15 protein-coding genes are annotated in these 17,491 nt (G+C 74.4%); 9 read left to right on the forward strand and 6 right to left on the reverse strand.

Annotation, left to right across the window (positions count from 1 at the left end):
* The first annotated feature begins 352 nt into the window (after positions 1 to 352).
* From AC060K_RS14350 to AC060K_RS14360, 3 genes are all read left to right on the forward strand, one after another.
* Positions 353 to 1,153, forward strand: coding sequence for a serine protein kinase RIO (locus tag AC060K_RS14350; RefSeq protein ID WP_483766091.1), 801 nt, complete (start codon positions 353 to 355; stop codon positions 1,151 to 1,153).
* 232 nt (positions 1,154 to 1,385) lie between these two features.
* On the forward strand, positions 1,386 to 2,423 hold the full coding sequence (locus AC060K_RS14355) for a fatty acid desaturase family protein (RefSeq protein ID WP_483766077.1): 1,038 nt from the start codon (positions 1,386 to 1,388) through the stop codon (positions 2,421 to 2,423).
* Between the two features lie 118 nt (positions 2,424 to 2,541).
* On the forward strand, positions 2,542 to 2,943 hold the full coding sequence (locus tag AC060K_RS14360) for a hypothetical protein (protein ID WP_483766078.1): 402 nt from the start codon (positions 2,542 to 2,544) through the stop codon (positions 2,941 to 2,943).
* Positions 2,944 to 2,952: 9 nt separating this feature from the next.
* Here the strand turns inward: AC060K_RS14360 and AC060K_RS14365 are convergent, their stop codons facing one another.
* The 4 genes from AC060K_RS14365 to AC060K_RS14380 all read right to left on the reverse strand — a co-directional run bounded on the left by AC060K_RS14365 (position 2,953) and on the right by AC060K_RS14380 (position 9,899).
* Positions 2,953 to 3,588: an N-acetyltransferase family protein gene (locus AC060K_RS14365; RefSeq protein WP_483766079.1), complete on the reverse strand. Its 636-nt coding sequence runs from the start codon at positions 3,586 to 3,588 to the stop codon at positions 2,953 to 2,955.
* A 19-nt stretch (positions 3,589 to 3,607) separates the two neighbouring features.
* Positions 3,608 to 6,913 (reverse strand): error-prone DNA polymerase, encoded by a 3,306-nt coding sequence (locus AC060K_RS14370; protein ID WP_483766080.1) that lies wholly within the window; start codon positions 6,911 to 6,913, stop codon positions 3,608 to 3,610.
* Between the two features lie 83 nt (positions 6,914 to 6,996).
* Positions 6,997 to 8,835, reverse strand: coding sequence for a Y-family DNA polymerase (locus AC060K_RS14375; protein WP_483766081.1), 1,839 nt, complete (start codon positions 8,833 to 8,835; stop codon positions 6,997 to 6,999).
* Positions 8,832 to 9,899, reverse strand: coding sequence for a hypothetical protein (locus tag AC060K_RS14380; RefSeq protein WP_483766082.1), 1,068 nt, complete (start codon positions 9,897 to 9,899; stop codon positions 8,832 to 8,834). The genes AC060K_RS14375 and AC060K_RS14380 overlap by 4 nt, the downstream gene beginning before the upstream one ends.
* Positions 9,900 to 10,113: 214 nt before the next feature.
* On the opposite strand from AC060K_RS14380, the gene AC060K_RS14385 reads away from it, so the two are divergent.
* The 4 genes from AC060K_RS14385 to AC060K_RS14400 all read left to right on the forward strand — a co-directional run bounded on the left by AC060K_RS14385 (position 10,114) and on the right by AC060K_RS14400 (position 13,637).
* Positions 10,114 to 11,196, forward strand: coding sequence for a hypothetical protein (locus AC060K_RS14385; RefSeq protein ID WP_483766083.1), 1,083 nt, complete (start codon positions 10,114 to 10,116; stop codon positions 11,194 to 11,196).
* 115 nt (positions 11,197 to 11,311) lie between these two features.
* The gene (locus AC060K_RS14390; protein ID WP_483766084.1) at positions 11,312 to 12,427 is read left to right on the forward strand and encodes a zinc-binding dehydrogenase; all 1,116 of its coding nucleotides are present in this window, start codon (positions 11,312 to 11,314) and stop codon (positions 12,425 to 12,427) included.
* Positions 12,424 to 13,185 (forward strand): 3-oxoacyl-ACP reductase FabG, encoded by a 762-nt coding sequence (gene fabG / locus AC060K_RS14395; protein ID WP_483766085.1) that lies wholly within the window; start codon positions 12,424 to 12,426, stop codon positions 13,183 to 13,185. The genes AC060K_RS14390 and fabG overlap by 4 nt, the downstream gene beginning before the upstream one ends.
* Positions 13,182 to 13,637 (forward strand): MaoC family dehydratase, encoded by a 456-nt coding sequence (locus AC060K_RS14400; protein ID WP_483766086.1) that lies wholly within the window; start codon positions 13,182 to 13,184, stop codon positions 13,635 to 13,637. The genes fabG and AC060K_RS14400 overlap by 4 nt, the downstream gene beginning before the upstream one ends.
* 83 nt (positions 13,638 to 13,720) lie before the next feature.
* Here the strand turns inward: AC060K_RS14400 and AC060K_RS14405 are convergent, their stop codons facing one another.
* Positions 13,721 to 14,944 carry an acetyl-CoA C-acetyltransferase gene (locus AC060K_RS14405; protein ID WP_483766087.1) on the reverse strand — a complete coding sequence of 408 codons (1,224 nt, stop codon included), beginning with the start codon at positions 14,942 to 14,944 and terminating at the stop codon, positions 13,721 to 13,723.
* A gap of 14 nt (positions 14,945 to 14,958) precedes the next feature.
* Entirely contained in the window at positions 14,959 to 16,173 is a 1,215-nt protein-coding gene (locus AC060K_RS14410) for an acyl-CoA dehydrogenase family protein (RefSeq protein WP_483766088.1), read from the reverse strand.
* 142 nt (positions 16,174 to 16,315) lie between these two features.
* Between AC060K_RS14410 and AC060K_RS14415 the strand changes: the two genes are divergently transcribed.
* A complete protein-coding gene (locus AC060K_RS14415; protein WP_483766089.1) occupies positions 16,316 to 16,990 on the forward strand; it encodes a QsdR family transcriptional regulator in 675 nt (224 codons plus the stop codon).
* A gap of 32 nt (positions 16,991 to 17,022) precedes the next feature.
* On the forward strand, positions 17,023 to 17,433 hold the full coding sequence (locus AC060K_RS14420) for an acyl-CoA thioesterase (protein WP_483766090.1): 411 nt from the start codon (positions 17,023 to 17,025) through the stop codon (positions 17,431 to 17,433).
* The last annotated feature ends 58 nt before the right edge of the window (positions 17,434 to 17,491 follow it).

Consider the following 17,491-nt stretch of genomic DNA (forward strand, 5'->3'; position numbering starts at 1 on the left):
CCGGGAGGCCGTACGGAGGGGAGGTCGAGCCATGGCTGACGTCACTGTCTCGCCGCGCCGTGTCAACACCGACCCGGCACACAGCCTCTCCCCCGTACCGAGGAGCGCCATGCCCGCCAGCCGCTGACGCGGCCGGGCCCGCCGGCACCGCCGGCCGCGCTCCTCACCTCCCGAGGAGCACATCGTGTCCCGTTTTCCCGCAGCACCGTCCACCCCGTACCTCCGCGCGCGCCGCGCGTCCGCACGCCTCGACCTCGAGGGGCCGCACCCCGACGACCAGGCCGCCACGGACGTCGCCCCCACGCCACAAAGCCCTGCCTTCACCGCGGAGCTTCGTGAGGACCCCGGGGAGATCGGGCAGCCCGGGCCCGGGCAGCGCTGGTCCACCTGGACCTTCGTGGCCAAGGGCCAGCGCGGCCCCGAGCCGCGCCCCGACTGGCTCGTCACGTCGGACGCCGCGATCGACACCGATCTCGGCATCCTCAAGACGGGCAAAGAGGCCGACGCCTACCTGCTGGAGCGCGCCGTGCCCGGCGACGACGAGCAGCGCATGCTGCTCGTCGCCAAGCGCTACCGCGGCGCCGAGCACAAGCTGTTCCACCGCGACGCCGGCTACACCGAGGGCCGTACCTCTCGGCGCACCCGCGACCAGCGGGCCGTCGCGGACCGCAAGTCCGCCTGGGGCCGCGCCGTCGCCGCCACCCAGTGGGCCGACGCCGAGTTCATGGCGCTCGGCGCCGCCTGGGAGGCGGGCGCCCCCGTGCCGTACCCCGTCCAGGTGGACGACACGGAGGTGCTCATGGAGTTCGTCGGCGACGAGGGGCCCGACGGCGCGGTCGCCGCACCCCGGCTCCACCAGGCCAGGCCCGGGCGCGACCTCCTGGAGTCGTACTGGGAGCAGCTCGTGGACGGCATGTCCGTCCTCGCACGGCTGGGGTACGCCCACGGCGACCTCTCCCCGTACAACGTGCTGGCGCACGGCGAACGGCTCGTCATCATCGACCTGCCGCAGGTCGTGGACCTGGCCGCAAACCCGTTCGCCTCGGAGTTCCTGCTCCGCGACTGCCGCACCATGTGCGCCTGGTTCACCGCCCGCGGCCTCGACCATGACCCGGACGCGCTCTTCGCCGACCTGCTCGCGCAGGCTTGGTAAAGATCGCCCCTCCAGCGCACCGCGCGGGAACCTTCGCCAGGTGTTCACGCGCGGTGCGCGACGCACACTCCCGCATGCCCGTACGATCAGGCCATCTGCACCACCGGGCGAACCTGCCCAACTCCGCGGCTGGGAAGTCGACACCGACCACTGCGAGGCGCCCATGACCTCCTCCGCCGCCGTTCGCCCGGGCTTCCGGCCGACCCAACCCCGCCGGACCGGCGAACAGCCTGTGACCAGCACCTACACGGCTCTGTCACAGACGGTCCGCGAGGCCGGGCTGCTCCACCGCACGCACGGTTACTACCTCTGGACGCTCGCCGCCCTGACGCTCGGCTTCGGCGGGCTCGTCACCGGCTTCATCCTCCTCGGCGACTCCTGGTTCCAGCTCCTGATGGCCGGTGGCCTCGGACTGGTCCTGACGCAGTTCGCCTTCGTGGCGCACGAGGCATCGCACCGTCAGGTGCTGACCTCCGGCCCCGCGAACGACCGCCTCGGCAAGTTCCTCGCCAACGGCGTGGTCGGCATCAGCTACTCCTGGTGGATGACGAAGCACACCCGTCACCACGCCAACCCGAACCGGGTCGGCAAGGACCCCGACATCGCCAACGACACGATCGTCTTCACCGAGGAAGGCGCCCGTGAGCACCGTGGCTTCATGGCCCTCATCACGCGCTACCAGGGCTGGCTGTTCTTCCCCCTCCTGACCCTGGAGGGCATCAACCTGCACTACACGTCCATCCGGTCGCTGTTCACCGGCACGCCTGAGACCCTGCGGTCGCGGATCGGCGAGCTCGTCACCATCGTGCTACGCCTGGCGCTCTACGTCACCGCGATCTTCCTGGTGCTGCCGATCGGGCTCGGGTTCGCGTTCATCGGCGTGCAGATGGCCGTCTTCGGCGTGTACATGGGTGCGTCGTTCGCCCCCAACCACAAGGGCATGGCGATCATCCCCGCCGACTCCAAGATCGACTTCCTGTCGAAGCAGGTCCTGACGTCGCGCAACATCACCGGCGGCTGGGCCATGAGCATCCTCATGGGCGGGCTCAACTACCAGATCGAGCACCACCTCTTCCCGAACATGCCTCGCCCGCACCTGGGCCGGGCACGCGAGATCGTGCGTGAGCACTGCGCCAACCTCGGTCTCCCCTACACCGAGACCAACCTCATCGCGTCCTACGGGATCGTGGTGCAGTACCTCAACCGGGTCGGCCTCTCGGCACGCGACCCCTTCGACTGCCCCATGTACAAGCAGATGCGCGGAGTCTGACCTCCGCGACACGAGACCCCGGGACGACGGCGTCCCGGGGTCTCGTGCTGTCCGGAGCGGGGCGGCGGGGCGGGCGGCGGCCGGGCGGCGGGGCGGCGTCGGGCATAGCGTGAGAAGCATGGTCCTCCCCGCCGACGTCTATGACCGTGACGACCTCACCCGCTTCCTCGCCGACTACGGCGCCGCGCTCGGCGCCGGCGACCTCGACGGTGTGGCGCAGCGGTTCTCCTTTCCTGCCCTCCAGGTCGCGGCGGACCGCTCGGTCCTCGTGACGGATCCCGAGACGGTGCTCGGTGCCCACCGGGAGCGCCTCGCCGCGCACCGCGAGGAGGACCTCGTGGCGGCGGTGGCCGACCTTCGGTCCGTCGAGGAGGTCACGGACGAGCTGCTCTGGGCGGGCGTGCGCTGGAGCTACCGCGACGAGAACGCCGCCGAGGGCGCGGCCGAGGAGGTCCGCTACCTGCTGCGGCGGAGCCGGGACGGGTTCGAGGTCTGCGTGATCGTGCCCCTGCGTTCCTGAACGCAGGGTTCAGAGCTCGCGGCGGACGTGCCACCGGGTCAGCCGGCCGCTCGTCGAGGAGGTGGGCCCGACGACGTCGAACCCCACCGACTCGAACAGCCCCACCGTGCCGACGAACGCCGCACTGACCGGTACCCGCGCGCCCGGACCCGGGTCCACCGGGAAGCCCTCGATCACGCGCGCGCCGTGCGCGGCGGCATAGTCGACGGCGCCGCGCAGCAGCTCGCGCGCCACGCCGCGGCGGCGGAAGCCGGGGCGCACGGTGACGCACATGACCGCCCACGTGGTGGGCCACTCCTCCGGCTCGGCCGGCGGCAGCACCCGCGAGCGCTGGAGCGACCGCGCCAGGGACCGGGGCGAGAACCCGAGCCAGCCGGCGACCTCCGGGCCGGCTGGACCGTCGTCCGCAGCGAGGCCACCCGTGCCGCCCGGCCGGACGTAGGCGAGCATGCCCGGGGCCGGCTCGCGAGTGGTCAGGTCGCGCAGGTACTCACCGCGCCGGGCGGCGTCCTCCCGCGGGGGCAGACGCCAGTGCATGCACCAGCACGCCTGCTCGCGGCCGGTCGGGTTGAGCACCGCCGCCACGTCGTCGAACCGGTCCTCGGTCGCGGGGACGACGGTGACGGGAAGAGTCTCTGCCGTCATACCGGCACCGTACTCCCGCTCAGCGGAAGTCCCTCGACGTCGCCGCCACCCGCAGCGACAGCGGCGACAGGTGCTCGGCCAGGAGGTTCACCGCGCCGTCGGCCGACTCGACGCGTCCTCGCACCACCAGCGCGGGCGACGACCGCGCGACCCGCCGGAACCGCTGCCACAGCCCCACCGTGCAGATGACGTTCAGCAGCCCCGTCTCGTCCTCGATCGAGAGGAACGTGACGCCCCCGGCGGTGCCGGGCCTCTGCCGGTGCGTCACGACGCCGCCGACGGCGATGCGCCGCCCCGGCTCGGTCGCGCACGCCTCCGCCACCGTGAGGACCCCGGCGGCGGCCAGCCCCGGCCGCACGTGCTGCGTCGGGTACGAGTCGGGCATGACGCCCGTGGCCCACACGTCCGCGACGGCGAGCTCCACCTCGCTCATCCCCGGCAGCGTGGGCGCGTCCACGCCCACCGACACGCCCGGCAGCGTGCCCGGCCCCTCCTGCCCCAGCGCGCCCGCCGCCCACAGCGCCTCCCGGCGCCCCACGCCGAGGCTCTCCAGCGCACCCGCCGTGGCGAGCGCCTCGAGCTGGGCGGTGCTCAGGTCGACGCGCCGCACGAGGTCGCGCAGGTCCCGGAACCCCGCCTCCGCCGCAGGGACGGCGCGGGCGGCGACGATCTTCTCCGCCAGCTCCTTGCTGACGGTGCGCACGCTGTCGAGGCCCATCCGCACGGCGAGCTCACCGCCACCCTCACCGCCGTCCGGCAGGCGTTCCACGCAGGCGAGGACGCGGGACGCGTTCACGTCCGGGCGCAGCACCGTGACGCCGTGCCGGCGCGCGTCGGCGACGAGCGACTGCGGCGAGTAGAACCCCATGGGCTGCGCCGCCAGCAGGCCCGCGCAGAACGCGGCCGGATGGTGCACCTTGAGCCACGCGCTGGCGTACACGAGGTACGCGAAGGAGTAGGCGTGCGACTCGGGGAAGCCGAAGTCGGCGAAGGCCTTGAGCTTGTCGTAGATCTGCTCCTGCACGTCAGGCGGGACGTCGCGCTCCGTCATGCCCTTCAGCAGCCGCTCGCGCAGCGCCTCCATGCGCTCCACCGACCGCTTGGACCCCATCGCGCGCCGCAGCTGGTCCGCCTCGGCGCCGCTGAACCCCGCCACGTCGATCGCCATCTGCATGAGCTGCTCCTGGAACAGCGGCACGCCGAGGGTACGCCCCAGGGAGCTCTCCAGCAGCGGGTGCAGGAAGGTCACGGGCTGCCGCCCGCGCGCCCGCTCGATGTACGGGTGCACCGACCCGCCCTGGATGGGGCCGGGCCGGATGAGCGCCACCTCGATGACGATGTCGTAGAACTTTCGCGGCTGCAGGCGCGGCAGCGTCGCCATCTGCGCGCGCGACTCCACCTGGAACACGCCCACGGTGTCGGCGGCGCAGAGCAGGTCGTAGACCAGCGGGTCCTCCGGGGGCAGCCCGTGGAGCGTCAGGCGCTCGCCGGTGTGCTCCTCGATGAACTCGAACGCGTACCGGATCGCCGTGAGCATGCCGAGGCCCAGCAGGTCGAACTTCACCAGGCCGGCGTCGGCGCAGTCCTCCTTGTCCCACTGCAGCACCGTGCGGCCCTCCATGCGGGCCCACTCCACGGGGCACACCTCGATCACGGGGCGGTCGCACATCACCATTCCGCCCGAGTGGATGCCGAGGTGGCGGGGCAGGCGGAGCAGGCGGTCGGCCAGGTCGAGCACGTCGTCCGGGATCTCGCCCTCCTGCTCGGCCGAGGGCGGCGCGCGGAACGGCACCACGTCGTGCGCGTCGTCGGCGCGCCGCACCGGGTCGTCGGCGGCGGCGACGGGATCGACGAACCGGCCCGCGGGCCCCCGCAGCGACCCCCACCGCTCGATCGACTTGGACCACGCATCCTGCTGCCCCACGTCGTGGCCGAGCGCACGGGCGGCGTCGCGCACGGCGGACTTGGGCCGGTACGAGATCACGTTCGCCACCTGCGCGGCGTGCGTGCGCCCGAACCGCTCGTAGACGTGCTGGATCACCTCCTCGCGGCGCACCGACTCGATGTCCACGTCGATGTCGGGCGGTCCGTCCCGCTCGGGGGCGAGGAAGCGCTCGAACAGCAGGTTGTGCCGCACTGCGTCGACGGCGGTGATGCCGAGCGCGTAGCAGACCGCCGAGTTGGCGGCGCTGCCCCGCCCCTGCGCGAGGATCCCGCGGGTGCGGCAGAACTCGACCAGGTCGTACACCACGAGGAAGTAGCCCGGGAAGTGGAGGTCCACGATGACCTGCAGCTCGCGGTCCACCTGCTGCCAGGCGCGCGCGTTCCCCGCCCGGGGGCCGTACCGCTCCTCCGCCCCGCGGTAGGCGAGCTCCCGCAGCCAGGACGCCTCGTCGTGGCCGGGCGGCACCGGGTACGGGGGCAGCTGGGGCGCGATGAGCTCGAGGTCGAACGCGCACTCCTCCCCCAGCGCGGCCGCCGTCCCGACCGCGTCGGGGTGGCGGTGGTGCAGGCGCAGCATCTCGTCGGCCGACCGCAGGTGCGCCGTCGGCGCGCCCGGCAGCCAGCCGTCCAGGTCGTCGAGCGAGGACCGCGCGCGGATCGCCGCGAGCGCCCCCGCCAGGTCCGCGTCCCGGGGGTGGGCGTAGTGGGCGGCTGTGGTGGCGACGAGCGGGAGGCGGGCGTCGGCGGCGAGGTCCGCGAGGGCGGCGTGCAGGTCGGCGTCACGGGGGTCGCCGGTGGCGGTGACCTCGACGGCGACGTTGTCCCGGCCGAACGCGGCGACCAGGGCGCCGAGCTCGCCCCGGGCGGCGTCGTACCCCCGTGTGACGAGGGCACGACGGACCGCGCCCTTGCGGCAGCCGGTGAGGACCAGCCATTCGCCGCGGGCGTGCTCCCCCAGCTCTTCGAGCCGGTAGCGGGCGGCGCCCTTGACCCCGGTGGCGAGGTGCGCTGTGGCGATCGCGCTGGACAGGCGGCGGTAGCCGTCCGGCCCGCGGGCCAGGACCAGCAGGTGGGTGGCGCGGGGGTCGGGGATGCCGGTGGGCTCGTCGAGCACCGGGCGGCTGCCGGGGCTGCCCTCGGGCGCGCCCGGGTCGGCGGGCGCGGGCAGGTGCAGCTCCGCGCCGAACGCCGCCCGCAGCCCCACGGCCTTGGCCGCCTGCGCGAACCGCACCACGCCGTACAGGCCGTCGTGGTCGGTGATCGCAAGGGCACGCAACCCCAGGCGGGCGGCCTCGGCGGCAAGCTCCTCCGGGTGGGAGGCGCCGTCGAGGAAGCTGAACGCGGAGTGGGCGTGGAGCTCGGCGTACCCGTGCTCAGTCATCGCCCCTCCATGCCTGAGCCTGCGGTTCCGCTCCACGCGGGCCCGGGCTTCGCTGCGGCCCCACGTTCCGCTGCACCTTCGGCTCAGTCATACAGCGCCTCCAGCGACCAGACGCCCGCGGTGGCGGACAGCAGGAGGCCGCGGCCGTCGTCGGACACCACCTGCAGGAAGACGCGGCGCCGCGCCGCGACCGACCACCACCGCTCCGCGACGGGCCAGGGTCCCGCCCAGTCCACGACGGCGCAGGCCAGGTCCCGGGCTGACGCCGGGGCCGCCCCGGGCGGGGCCTCCACCCGCACCCGGGCGGGGGCGCCGCTGAGGGCGAGGCGGGAACTGACCACGACGGGGCGCCCCTCGGCGTCGAGGACGACGGCGGGGACCGGCTCGGGCAGCACGAGCGACGGCCCGGGCGGGGGCAGGGCGCCCGGCCAGGGACGGCCGGGCTCGCGCGCGGGGGGTGCCTCCTCGCCGAAGGGGACGAGGTGGACGCGGTCGCGCGGGTCGCGACCGCCCTGGACCTGGAGGGTGAGCACCGCGTCGCCGCCGAGCAGGCCCTGGACGCGCTCCAGCGCACGGCGGGCCCGGAGGTCCTCGCCGGCGCTCGGGCCCCACAGCCGCGGCTGGAGCACACCGGCGGGCGCGACCTCCTCGGCGGTCAGGGCGAGGTGCGCGATCTCGAGGGCGGGCTGGTCCTCGGGGTGCGCGCCAGACTGCTTCCAGGTCCGGGTAACGGCCTCTTCGCGATCCTGGAAGCGGTCTGGGGCGTTCACCCCGGCGTGCTCCCGGGCCCGGCGGGCCCGCCCCACCGCCGACGCCGTGAGCCAGCCCTCCAGCTGCCAGCGCACCCGGTCGGTGATCCGGGCGGCGGTGAGCCCGCCGAGGGCGCCGTCGTCGACCCGCCACAGCCGCTCCAGGGTGCGGGCGTCGCCGCTGACGGGGTCGACGGCGCGCGCCGTGATCCGCAGCCGGCCGCACGCAAGGCCGCGGGAGGCGAGCTGGTGGTGCAGGTCGTCGGCGAGGCGGCGGGCCGCGAAGGTCGCGACGTCCACCCGGGTCGCCGGCGGGTCCAGCTCCTGCCCTGCGGTGAGCTCGCCCTCGATGCGGCGGCGCGCCGGCGGACGCACGTCCTCGCCGCACGCCAGCCGGTGCGCCCAGGTCCCGGCGGCACCGAACCGGGCGAGCACGCTCGCCTCGGGCAGGGCCGCGAGGTCGCCGAGCGTGTGCAGGCCGAGGCGGCGCCAGAGGTCGGTCAGCTCCGCGACGTCTCCCACGTCGATGCCCTTGCCCGACGCCGGTCGCGCGCCTCCCGGCACCGTCTCGCCCGGGGAGCGGGTAGCGCCCGGCACCGTCGACGCGTGCAGCAGGTCACCCACCGGCCGGGGCGCGAGGTAGGCCCGCGACCCGCCGGGCGGGACCACGTGGCTCTCGCGGGCGGCGAGCACGGCGGCGAGGAAGCCGTCGGCGACGCCCACCTGGCACTCGTGGCCGGTGCGGTCGGCGACCTGCTCCACCAGCGCATGCGCCAGCGCCTCCTCGGAGCCGTGGTAGCGCGCGGCGCCGTCGGCGGGCAGGAGGACAAGGCCCGGGCGGGCGATCTCGAGGCCCGCCACGACGGTCTCCGCCGCGACGGCGACGGGCTCGAACTCGCGGGCGTCGCGGCCGTCGTCGACCGGCAGGAGGACGAGGTCCGGGCAGCGCTCCTGCGCCTGGCGCCGCCGCATCCCGCGCCGCACCCCGGCCGCGCGCGCCACCGCCGACACCGCGACCAGCCGCTGGCCCGTGCCCGCCCCCGCGCCGCTGCTGCTCGACCCGCCGAGCACCGCCGCCGGCACGTGCGAGCCCAGGCCCGCGACCGCGAGCCCCGCGACGACCGGCCAGTCCGGCACCCAGAGGACGGCGGTACGGGTGGTGTGCGTGCTCATCCGGCGAGCCGCTCGTCGGGATCCTCGGCCGGGCCGGCAGGAGCAGGCGCCGGCCCGGCGGGAGCAGGCGCCGGGCCGGCGTCGGGCACCGCGTGGAGGCGGGCGGGCGACGGGCGCGCGTTCACCACCCTGCCGACGCGCGTCCCCGGCACCACGACCTCCACCCGGAGCGGCACCTCGACCTCCAGGTCGACAGGGCGCGCGGCGGCGCCCCGGCCCGTGCGGTGCACGGTCAGGCTGCGGCGGCGCAGCCAGCCGGCCCCGCGGTCGGAGCCGGACCAGCAGCCACCCCGGACGTCGAGCACCACGTGGGCGCCACGATCAGGCGATCGTGCACCGTCAACGCCTGATTCCGGTGCACGATCGCCTGATCGCGACGGCGTTCTGCCGCGCCCGGGTGCGGCGAGGTCGGCGGCCTCGTCCACGGCGATCAGCACGCTGCCGCGCTCGCGGGCGCGCGCCGAGAGCCGCCGTCGGTCACTCTCCAGCAACGGGGTCCTTGGTCCCACGACGACGAGGTCGATGCCGTCGAGCAGCGCCGCCACCACGGCCGGCGCATCGGGGCCGGGCGTGGGAACCGTCACGGTGCGGTCGAGGTCGAGCCCCCAGCCCGCGGCCGCGAGGCCGGCCGCGGGGTGGCCCACGAGCGCGACCCACGCCCCCGCCCTCGACGCCTCCGTGAGGAGGGCCAGGAGAAGGGTGGTGGAGTTGCGCACCACGACGGTGCTGCCCTCTTTCAGGCCGCCGTCGGGGAGGAGCCCCGCCAGGTCGGGGTGGACGGGGTGCAGGCGGGGGCTCTCGCCGACCACGCCGTCGTGCCGACGGGCGGGGGCCGGCCCAGCCACCGGGGCAAGAGCAAGACCCGGCGCCGGGCCGGCCGTCCGCCGCGGTGCGGGCGTCGGCCCGGGAGCCGCCGCCTGCAGCGGCACCACCGCCGCCCCGTGACGCCGGGCGCCACGCCGCACGCCGGTCCGTAGCTCCGCCGCCTGGAGGGCGGCGCGCGCCCGGTCGTGCCGGTCGGTGGCGGTGCTGTCCGGCGGGTGGTCGGGGACGACGACGGTCATGGACCCTCCAGCGATGGTGCTGCCGGTGGTGACCCGGTCTAGCTCTGTTCGGGGCGGCACGTACCCGACCCAACTCGAACGAGTGTTCGATAGAACACCAGTACACTCCGGCGCTGCAAGGGTGTCAACCGCGCAGGTCAGCGGCCGAGCCGGGCCCGGACGCCGCAGCCCGGCCCTGGGCACGAAGGACCGGGCGCTGGCAGGATGATCGATCGTGGACGAAACCCCCCAGACCCCGGCGGAACCGCTCGCTACCGCGAGCCACGCCGCGGCGACCTACCTCTACCTGCGCGTCGCCATCATCCTGATGATCGTCCTGCTGGCCGGGGCCGTCATCGTCTGGGACCGCTCGCCACTGAACGACGTCCCGCTCGGGTCCATCAGCGCCTCCTGGTACACGCCGGTGCAGAGCATCTTCGTGGGGGTGCTGGTGGCGGTGGGCGCCGCGATGATCGCCATCCGGGGCCGCGGCCTCCAGGAGCCGCTGCTGAACTTCGCCGGCCTCTTCGCCCCGCTGGTCGCGTTCGTGCCGACCCACGACCCGGCGAGCCTGCGGTGCTTCGGCCAGGAGACGGGCACGCTCGCAGCGCAGCTGCCGCCGCGCCCCACCGAGCCCGGCTGGGACGCGGCCGCGTGCGCCGAGTGGGTGCTGCGGGCGGAGTTCACGACGGCCTGCTACCTCACGATCGGGACCGTCGGGCTCGCCCTCGCCACGATCTACATCTGGACGCGCCCGCGGGCCGCCGCGAGCCCGGCACGCTGGACGCTGTGGTCGTGGTTCCGCGAGCGGGTCCTCGACGCGAGCGACCGGGAGCCCACGAGGAACGAGGAGCTGGCCGGCGCGAGCCTCGCCTGGGCGGTGTGGATCGCCTGGATCGTCTGGTTCGCCGTCGAGAACGCCGGGCCGGCCGAGGACAGCTCGTTCCTCCTCAACGCCCACGACGCCGCCGCGGTGCTCGTCTTCGCCCCGATGGCCGTGGTCGCGCTGCTCAGCGGGCTCGGGTCGATCGGCGGCCTCACCGGGGTGCGCCGTCACGCCGCGAACGCGTCGGCGCCGGACCCACGGCAGGTCGTGGTCTCCGCGGCGTACGTCGCGGTCTTCCTCGCCATCCTGGTCGGCCTGGTGGCGACCGCGGGCGCGCGGCTCGTCGGCTGGGTGGACGAGGACTCCCGCTGGTTCTGGAACCTCGAGTTCGTCCTCCTGCTCGGCTTCCTGGCCTTCTGGGTGGTGCAGACCTGGGAGGAGCGCAACGCGGAGCGCCGGGCCGCGGCGACCCCGGCCCCCGCCGGGACGTAGTCCGCTCCCGGGTCCCCCGACCATCGCAGCACCGGAGGTATCGCAGCACCCGGTGTACCGGAACATACCGTACAGTCGGTATGCTGTCGGGACCTACGACGAGGAGGTCGGATCGATGGAGATCACCGGTGCCGTGCTCGAACGCTGCGGCGCCCCCGCGCCCTACGCCACGTCCCGCCCGCTGACCGTCGGGCGCGTCCACCTGGACCCGCCCGGCCCCGGCGAGCTCCTGGTCCGGATCGAGGCCGCGGGCCTGTGCCACTCCGACCTCAGCGTCGTCGACGGCAACCGCGTCCGCCCCACCCCCATGCTCCTCGGCCACGAGGCCGCGGGCGTCGTGGAGGAGGCGGGCCCCGGCGCCGGCCTCGCCCCCGGGCAGCGCGTCGTCATGACGTTCCTCCCCCGCTGCGGCGACTGCGCCGAGTGCCGCACCGACGGCCGCCTCCCCTGCTCCCCCGGCAGCGCGGCCAACGCGGCGGGCACCCTCGTGGGCGGCGGGCTCCGCCTGCACCGCGACGGCGTCCCCGTGAACCATCACCTCGGCGTCAGCGCGTTCGCCACCCACGCCGTCGTCAGCCGCACCTCCGTGGTGCCCGTCGACGACGACGTGCCCGCCGACGTCGCCGCGCTCCTCGGCTGCGCCGTCCTCACCGGTGGCGGCGCGGTCCTCAACGCGGGACGGCCGGCCCCGGGTGAACCCGTCGTCGTGGTCGGGCTGGGCGGGGTCGGCATGGCCGCCGTCCTCGTGGCCGCCGCGCTCGGGCACGAGGTGGTCGGCGTCGACATGGTGCCCGCCAAGCTCGACCTCGCCCGCTCCCTCGGCGCCACCGCCGCGTACACGCCCGCCGACGCCCTCGCGGCCGGCGTCACCGCCCCCGTCGTCGTCGAGGCTGCCGGGTCCGCCCGCGCCTTCGAGACGGCGTTCGCCCTCACCGCCCCCGGCGGCACCACCGTGACCGTCGGCCTGCCCGCCCCCGACGCCCGGGCGAGCATCTCCCCGCTGACGCTGACCGCCCAGGCGCGCACCGTCGTCGGCTCCTACCTGGGGTCCGCCGTGCCGGAACGCGACATCCCGCGTTATGTGGACCTGTGGCGGGCCGGGCGCCTGCCGCTCGAGCGGCTCGTCTCCGCCCGCATCGGCCTGGACGACCTGCCCGCCGCCCTCGACCGCCTCGCCGCCGGCGAGGAGCTCCGCCAGCTCATCACGTTCGACGAAAGGACCCCCGCATGACCTCCCCCACCCCCCGAGTCGCTGTCGTCACCGGCGGCGCCCGCGGCATCGGCGCCGCGACCGCCCGCCGCCTCTCCGCCGACGGCCACGCCGTCGCCGTCCTCGACCTCCTCGAGGAGCAGGCGGCCGAGACCGCGGCCCAGATCGTGTCCGACGGCGGCCGTGCGCTCGCCGTGGGCGTCGACGTCGCCGACGCCGCGGCCGTCGAGGCGGCGGTGGCCCGGGTGCGCGACGAGCTGGGCGCGCCCACGATCCTGGTGAACAACGCCGGGATCCTGCGCGACAACCTGCTGTTCAAGATGTCCGAGAACGACTGGGACTCCGTGATGAGCGTGCACCTGCGCGGCGCGTTCCTCATGACCCGGGCCCTCCAGGCCCACATGGTCGAGGCGAAGTGGGGCCGGGTGGTGAACCTGTCGTCCACCTCGGCGCTGGGCAACCGCGGCCAGGCCAACTACGCCGCCGCCAAGGCCGGCATGCAGGGCTTCACCAAGACGCTCGCGATCGAGCTCGGCAAGTTCGGCATCACCGCCAACGCCGTGGCGCCCGGCGTGATCCAGACCGACATGATCCGTGAGACCGCGGAGCGGGTGGGCGTACCGTTCGAGGACTTCCTCGCCGGCATGGCCAAGGAGGTGCCCGTGGGCCGCGTGGGGCAGCCGGAGGACATCGCCGCCGCGATCTCGTTCTTCTGCTCCGAGGAGGCCGGCTTCGTGTCCGGTCAGGTCCTGTACGTGGCGGGCGGGCCGCGCGCATGACCATCCACGTCTCGAGCCCCGCCGAGCTGGCCGCCGCCGTGGGCTCCCGCGCCACGGGCGAGTGGTTCACGATCGACCAGGCGCGGATCGACGCGTTCGCCGACGCCACCGAGGACCACCAGTGGATCCACGTCGACCCGGCGCGGGCCGCGGAGGGCCCCTTCGGGGCGACGATCGCGCACGGGTACCTCACGCTGTCGCTCCTGCCGCACCTCGCGGCGTCGCTCGTCGAGGTGGACGGGATCGCCATGGCCATGAACTACGGCCTGGACAAGGTGCGCTTCCTCAGCCCTGTGCCCGCCGGGTCGCGGGTGCGGGCGGCGACCGAGATCACGGGCGCGGAGCCGACGTCGATGGGCGTGCGGCTCAGCTCCACGGTGACGATCGAGATCGAGGGCGGCGACAAGCCGGCGCTGGTGGCGCAGACGCTGTCCCTGTACGTCCCCGCCTGACAAGTTCGCTGTGGGTATGGCTGTGGCGGGAATCCGGGCTCGGATTCCCGCCACAGTCATACCCACAGCGAAGAGGGGGAGGGTCAGACGCGCTCCAGCACCATCGCCATGCCCTGGCCGCCGCCCACGCACATCGTCTCGAGCCCGTACCGGCCGCCGGTGGCGGCCAGCCCGTTGATCAGCGTGGACGTGATGCGCGCCCCGGTCATCCCGAACGGGTGCCCGACGGCGATCGCGCCGCCGTGCACGTTGAGCCGCTCCTCGTCGATCCCGAGCTCCCGGGCCGACGGGATCACCTGGGCCGCGAAGGCCTCGTTGATCTCCACGAGGTCCATGTCGTCGATCGACAGGCCCGCGAGCGCCAGCGCCCGGCGGCTCGCCTCGACCGGCCCGAGGCCCATGATCTCGGGTGACAGGCCGCTCACGCCGGTCGACACGATCCGGGCCAGCGGCTGCAGGCCCAGCTCGTCGACGATGCGCTCCGAGACCACCACGACCGCGGCGGCGCCGTCGTTCAGCGGGCACGCGTTGCCGGCGGTGACGGTGCCGTCGGGCCGGAACACGGGCTGCAGCGTGGAGAGCGTCTCGACGGTGGTGCCGGGACGGGGGCCGTCGTCGGCCGCGACGACCGTGCCGTCCGCGAGGGTGACGGGCGTGATGTCCCGGGCCCAGAACCCGCTCGCGACGGCTGCCTCGGCGCGCTGCTGGCTGCGGGCGGCGAACGCGTCCTGGTCGGCGCGGGTGATGCCGTGCAGGCCCGCCACGTTCTCGGCGGTCTGGCCCATGGCGATGTACGGGTCGGGCAGGAGGCCCTGCTCGCGCGGGTCCACCCACGGGTCCGCACCGCCCGCGGCGCGCTTCTCGGTCGCCGCGAGGGCGTCCGCGAACAGCGGGTTGTTCAGGTCGACGCCCTCGATGTAGTCGCTGGACCCGACGGTCATGCCGCTCACCGACTCCACGCCGGCGGAGACGAAGACGTCGCCCTCCCCCGCCTTGATGGCGTGGAACGCCATGCGGGTGGTCTGCAGGCTGGACGAGCAGTAGCGCGTGACGGTGGCGCCCGGCACGGTGTCCCACCCGAGCAGCACGGCCACGATGCGGGCCATGTTCATGCCCTGCCGGCCGCCCGGCAGGCCGCAGCCCAGCAGCAGGTCCTCCACGCGGGCCGGGTCCAGGCCCGGCACCTGGTCGATGGCGGCGCGCACCATCTGGGTGGCGAGGTCGTCGGCGCGGACGTCCTTGAGCGACCCCTTGTACGCCCGCCCGATCGGCGAGCGCGCGGTCGCGACGATGAATGCCTCGGTCATTGGTGTGCCGCCTCTCAGACGAACGCCGCGTGGCCCGTGATGGACCGGCCGACGATGAGCTGGTTCATGTCCTTGGTGCCCTCGAACGTGTAGACGGCCTCGGCGTCGGCGAAGAAGCGGGCGACGCCGTGGTCGAGGGTGATGCCGTTGCCGCCGCACACCTCGCGGCACAGCGCGACCGTCTCGCGCATGCGGGTGGTGACGAACGCCTTGGCCATGGCCGCGTGCTCGTCGCGCTGGGCGCCGAGGTCCTGCAGCTGCGAGACACGCACGCACATGCCGAAGCTGGCGGTGATGTTCGCGAGCGCGGTGGCGAGCTTGTCCTGGACGAGCTGGAAGCTGCCGATCGGGCGCCCGAACTGCTCGCGCTGCGCCACGTACTTCACGGCGGCCTCGTAGGCGCCGACCGCGGTGCCGAGCGACTGCCAGGCCACGCCGTCGCGGGTGATCCGCAGCACCTTGGCGAGGTCGCGGAAGCTGTTGATCTCCTGCAGGCGGTCCGCCTCGGCCACCTCGACGCCGTCGAGCACGATGTCGGCGTTCTGCACGATGCGCAGCGACTGCTTGCGCTCGATCTTCGTCGCGGTGAAGCCGGGGGTGCCCTTGCGGACGAGGAAGCCCTTGACCTGGTCGTCGGCGGTGTCCTTGGCCCAGATCACCACGACGTCGGCGAACGTCGCGTTCCCGATCCAGCGCTTGGCGCCGTTCAGGACCCAGGTGTCACCCTGCCGGGTCGCGGTGGTGCGCAGGCCCTTGGCCGTGTCGGAGCCTGCCAGCGGCTCGGTGAGGCCGAACGCGCCGATGAGCTCGCCGCTCGCCATGGGGGGCAGCCACTGCGCGCGCTGCTCGGGCGAGCCGCCGACGCCGATCGAGCTCATGGCGAGCCCGCTCGACACCCCGATGAAGGTGCAGAAGGACGAGTCCACGCGGGCCAGCTCCATGCCGATCCAGCCGCGGAAGACCGCCGAGTTCTCGAAGGCCCGGGTCTCCTCCCAGGCGGCGCCGACGCTGCCGAGCTCGGCGAAGGGGCGGAACAGGTGGACCGGGCACTCGGCGCGGTCCCAGTAGTCGTCGGCGATGGGGCGCACCTCGCGCTCCATGAACTCCCGGACGGCCAGGACGGCCTTCTGCTCGGCGGGGGTGAGCAGGTCCTGGAAGGAGTAGAAGTCGACGTCCAGCAGGGCGGAGCCCTCCTCGGACGCCGGTCGTGCTGCAGGGGCGAGCGTCATCGATCCTCCGATCGTCGTCGATCAGGGCCGGCCTGTCCGTCGAGGCACACGGCCTGTACAGTCCGACCGGTCGGTCTGGACCAGTATGCATCATCTGGAGATATGTTGCACACACCCCGGCGCCCCGGGTTAGCATGCGGACATGGCAGCAACCGAGGGCACCGCCGCCCTGGCCACGGACCCGCCCGCCGCAGCGCACCCCGTCGCGGCGGTGGGCCTGGCCGCCGCCCCCTCGTGGCTCTCGGAGCGCCTGGCGGCAGGCGCGCACCCGGACGCCCGGCGGGCGTTCGACCTGGCCCGGGCGGCGTTCATCGAGGGCCACCGCATCGACATGGGCGGGCTCGCCACGACGCTCGGCGTCGACCGCGCCACCGTCTTCCGCTGGGTCGGCAACCGCGACACGCTCCTGTCCGAGGTGCTCTGGTCCCTCGCCGGCCCCACGCTGGTCCAGGCCGACGACGCCGCGTCCCGCCTGGAGGGCGCCGAGCGCGTCGCGGCGCTGCTCACGCACTTCGTCGACGACCTCATCCGCGCCGAGTACTTCCGCACCTTCCTGCGCCGGGAGCCCGCCCGAGCCCTGCGCCTGCTCACCACCAAGGAGAGCGAGATCCAGCGCCGGTATGTGGCCACCACCGACTGGATCGTGCGGCGCGACCTCGGCGACACCCCGTTCGGCGGGGCCATCGACCCGGCCTCGCTGGCCTACCTGCTGGTACGGGTGTCGGAGTCGTTCACGTACGCCGACCTGATCACCGGCGAGCCCCCCAGCACCGAGCGGGCGCGCACCGCGTTCCGCCACCTCCTGCGCGTCGCCTGACCGCGGGATCCCACCGAGGTCGAAGGAGACCCATGTCCCGTCCCCCCGTGCGCCAGCCCTTCCCCCTGCGCTGGAACGACAACGACCAGTACGGCCACGTCAACAACACCGTCTACTACGAGGCGATGGACACGGCCGTGAACCGGTGGATGATGCGGCACACCGGCCTCGACCCGCAGGGCGGGACCATCGCGGTGTGCGTCGCGTCGTCGTGCGTGTTCCGGGAGTCGGCGTCGTTCCCGGAGGAGCTCGAGGTCGAGGTGGGCGTCGAGAAGATCGGCACCACGAGCCTCACCTGGGCGCTGCGGATCCTCCGCCCCGAGCAGGACGAGCCCGTCGCGCTCGGCGCGTTCACCCACGTCTTCGTCGACGCCGTCCATCGGCGTCCCGTGCCGGTCCCCGACGTGGTCCGCGCGGCGGTGGCGGAGCACATCACGGGCTGAGGGCCGACGGCGGCCGCGGTCGCCGTTCGTCGTCGGCCCCCCGCCGTGGGGGGGGGGG

Source organism: Antribacter sp. NEAU-D49, from assembly GCF_057158775.1.

Excerpts from the sequence above, each read along its gene's own strand:
- AC060K_RS14420 (WP_483766090.1), top strand. The coding sequence starts at position 17,023 with ATGTCCCGTCCCCCCGTGCGCCAGCCCTTCCCCCTGCGCTGGAACGAC.
- AC060K_RS14380 (WP_483766082.1), bottom strand. The coding sequence starts at position 9,899 with ATGACCGTCGTCGTCCCCGACCACCCGCCGGACAGCACCGCCACCGAC.
- fabG (WP_483766085.1), top strand. The coding sequence starts at position 12,424 with ATGACCTCCCCCACCCCCCGAGTCGCTGTCGTCACCGGCGGCGCCCGC.
- AC060K_RS14375 (WP_483766081.1), bottom strand. The coding sequence starts at position 8,835 with ATGAGCACGCACACCACCCGTACCGCCGTCCTCTGGGTGCCGGACTGG.
- AC060K_RS14410 (WP_483766088.1), bottom strand. The coding sequence starts at position 16,173 with ATGACGCTCGCCCCTGCAGCACGACCGGCGTCCGAGGAGGGCTCCGCC.
- AC060K_RS14390 (WP_483766084.1), top strand. The coding sequence starts at position 11,312 with ATGGAGATCACCGGTGCCGTGCTCGAACGCTGCGGCGCCCCCGCGCCC.
- AC060K_RS14405 (WP_483766087.1), bottom strand. The coding sequence starts at position 14,944 with ATGACCGAGGCATTCATCGTCGCGACCGCGCGCTCGCCGATCGGGCGG.
- AC060K_RS14365 (WP_483766079.1), bottom strand. The coding sequence starts at position 3,588 with ATGACGGCAGAGACTCTTCCCGTCACCGTCGTCCCCGCGACCGAGGAC.
- AC060K_RS14415 (WP_483766089.1), top strand. The coding sequence starts at position 16,316 with ATGGCAGCAACCGAGGGCACCGCCGCCCTGGCCACGGACCCGCCCGCC.
- AC060K_RS14400 (WP_483766086.1), top strand. The coding sequence starts at position 13,182 with ATGACCATCCACGTCTCGAGCCCCGCCGAGCTGGCCGCCGCCGTGGGC.
- AC060K_RS14370 (WP_483766080.1), bottom strand. The coding sequence starts at position 6,913 with ATGACTGAGCACGGGTACGCCGAGCTCCACGCCCACTCCGCGTTCAGC.
- AC060K_RS14360 (WP_483766078.1), top strand. The coding sequence starts at position 2,542 with ATGGTCCTCCCCGCCGACGTCTATGACCGTGACGACCTCACCCGCTTC.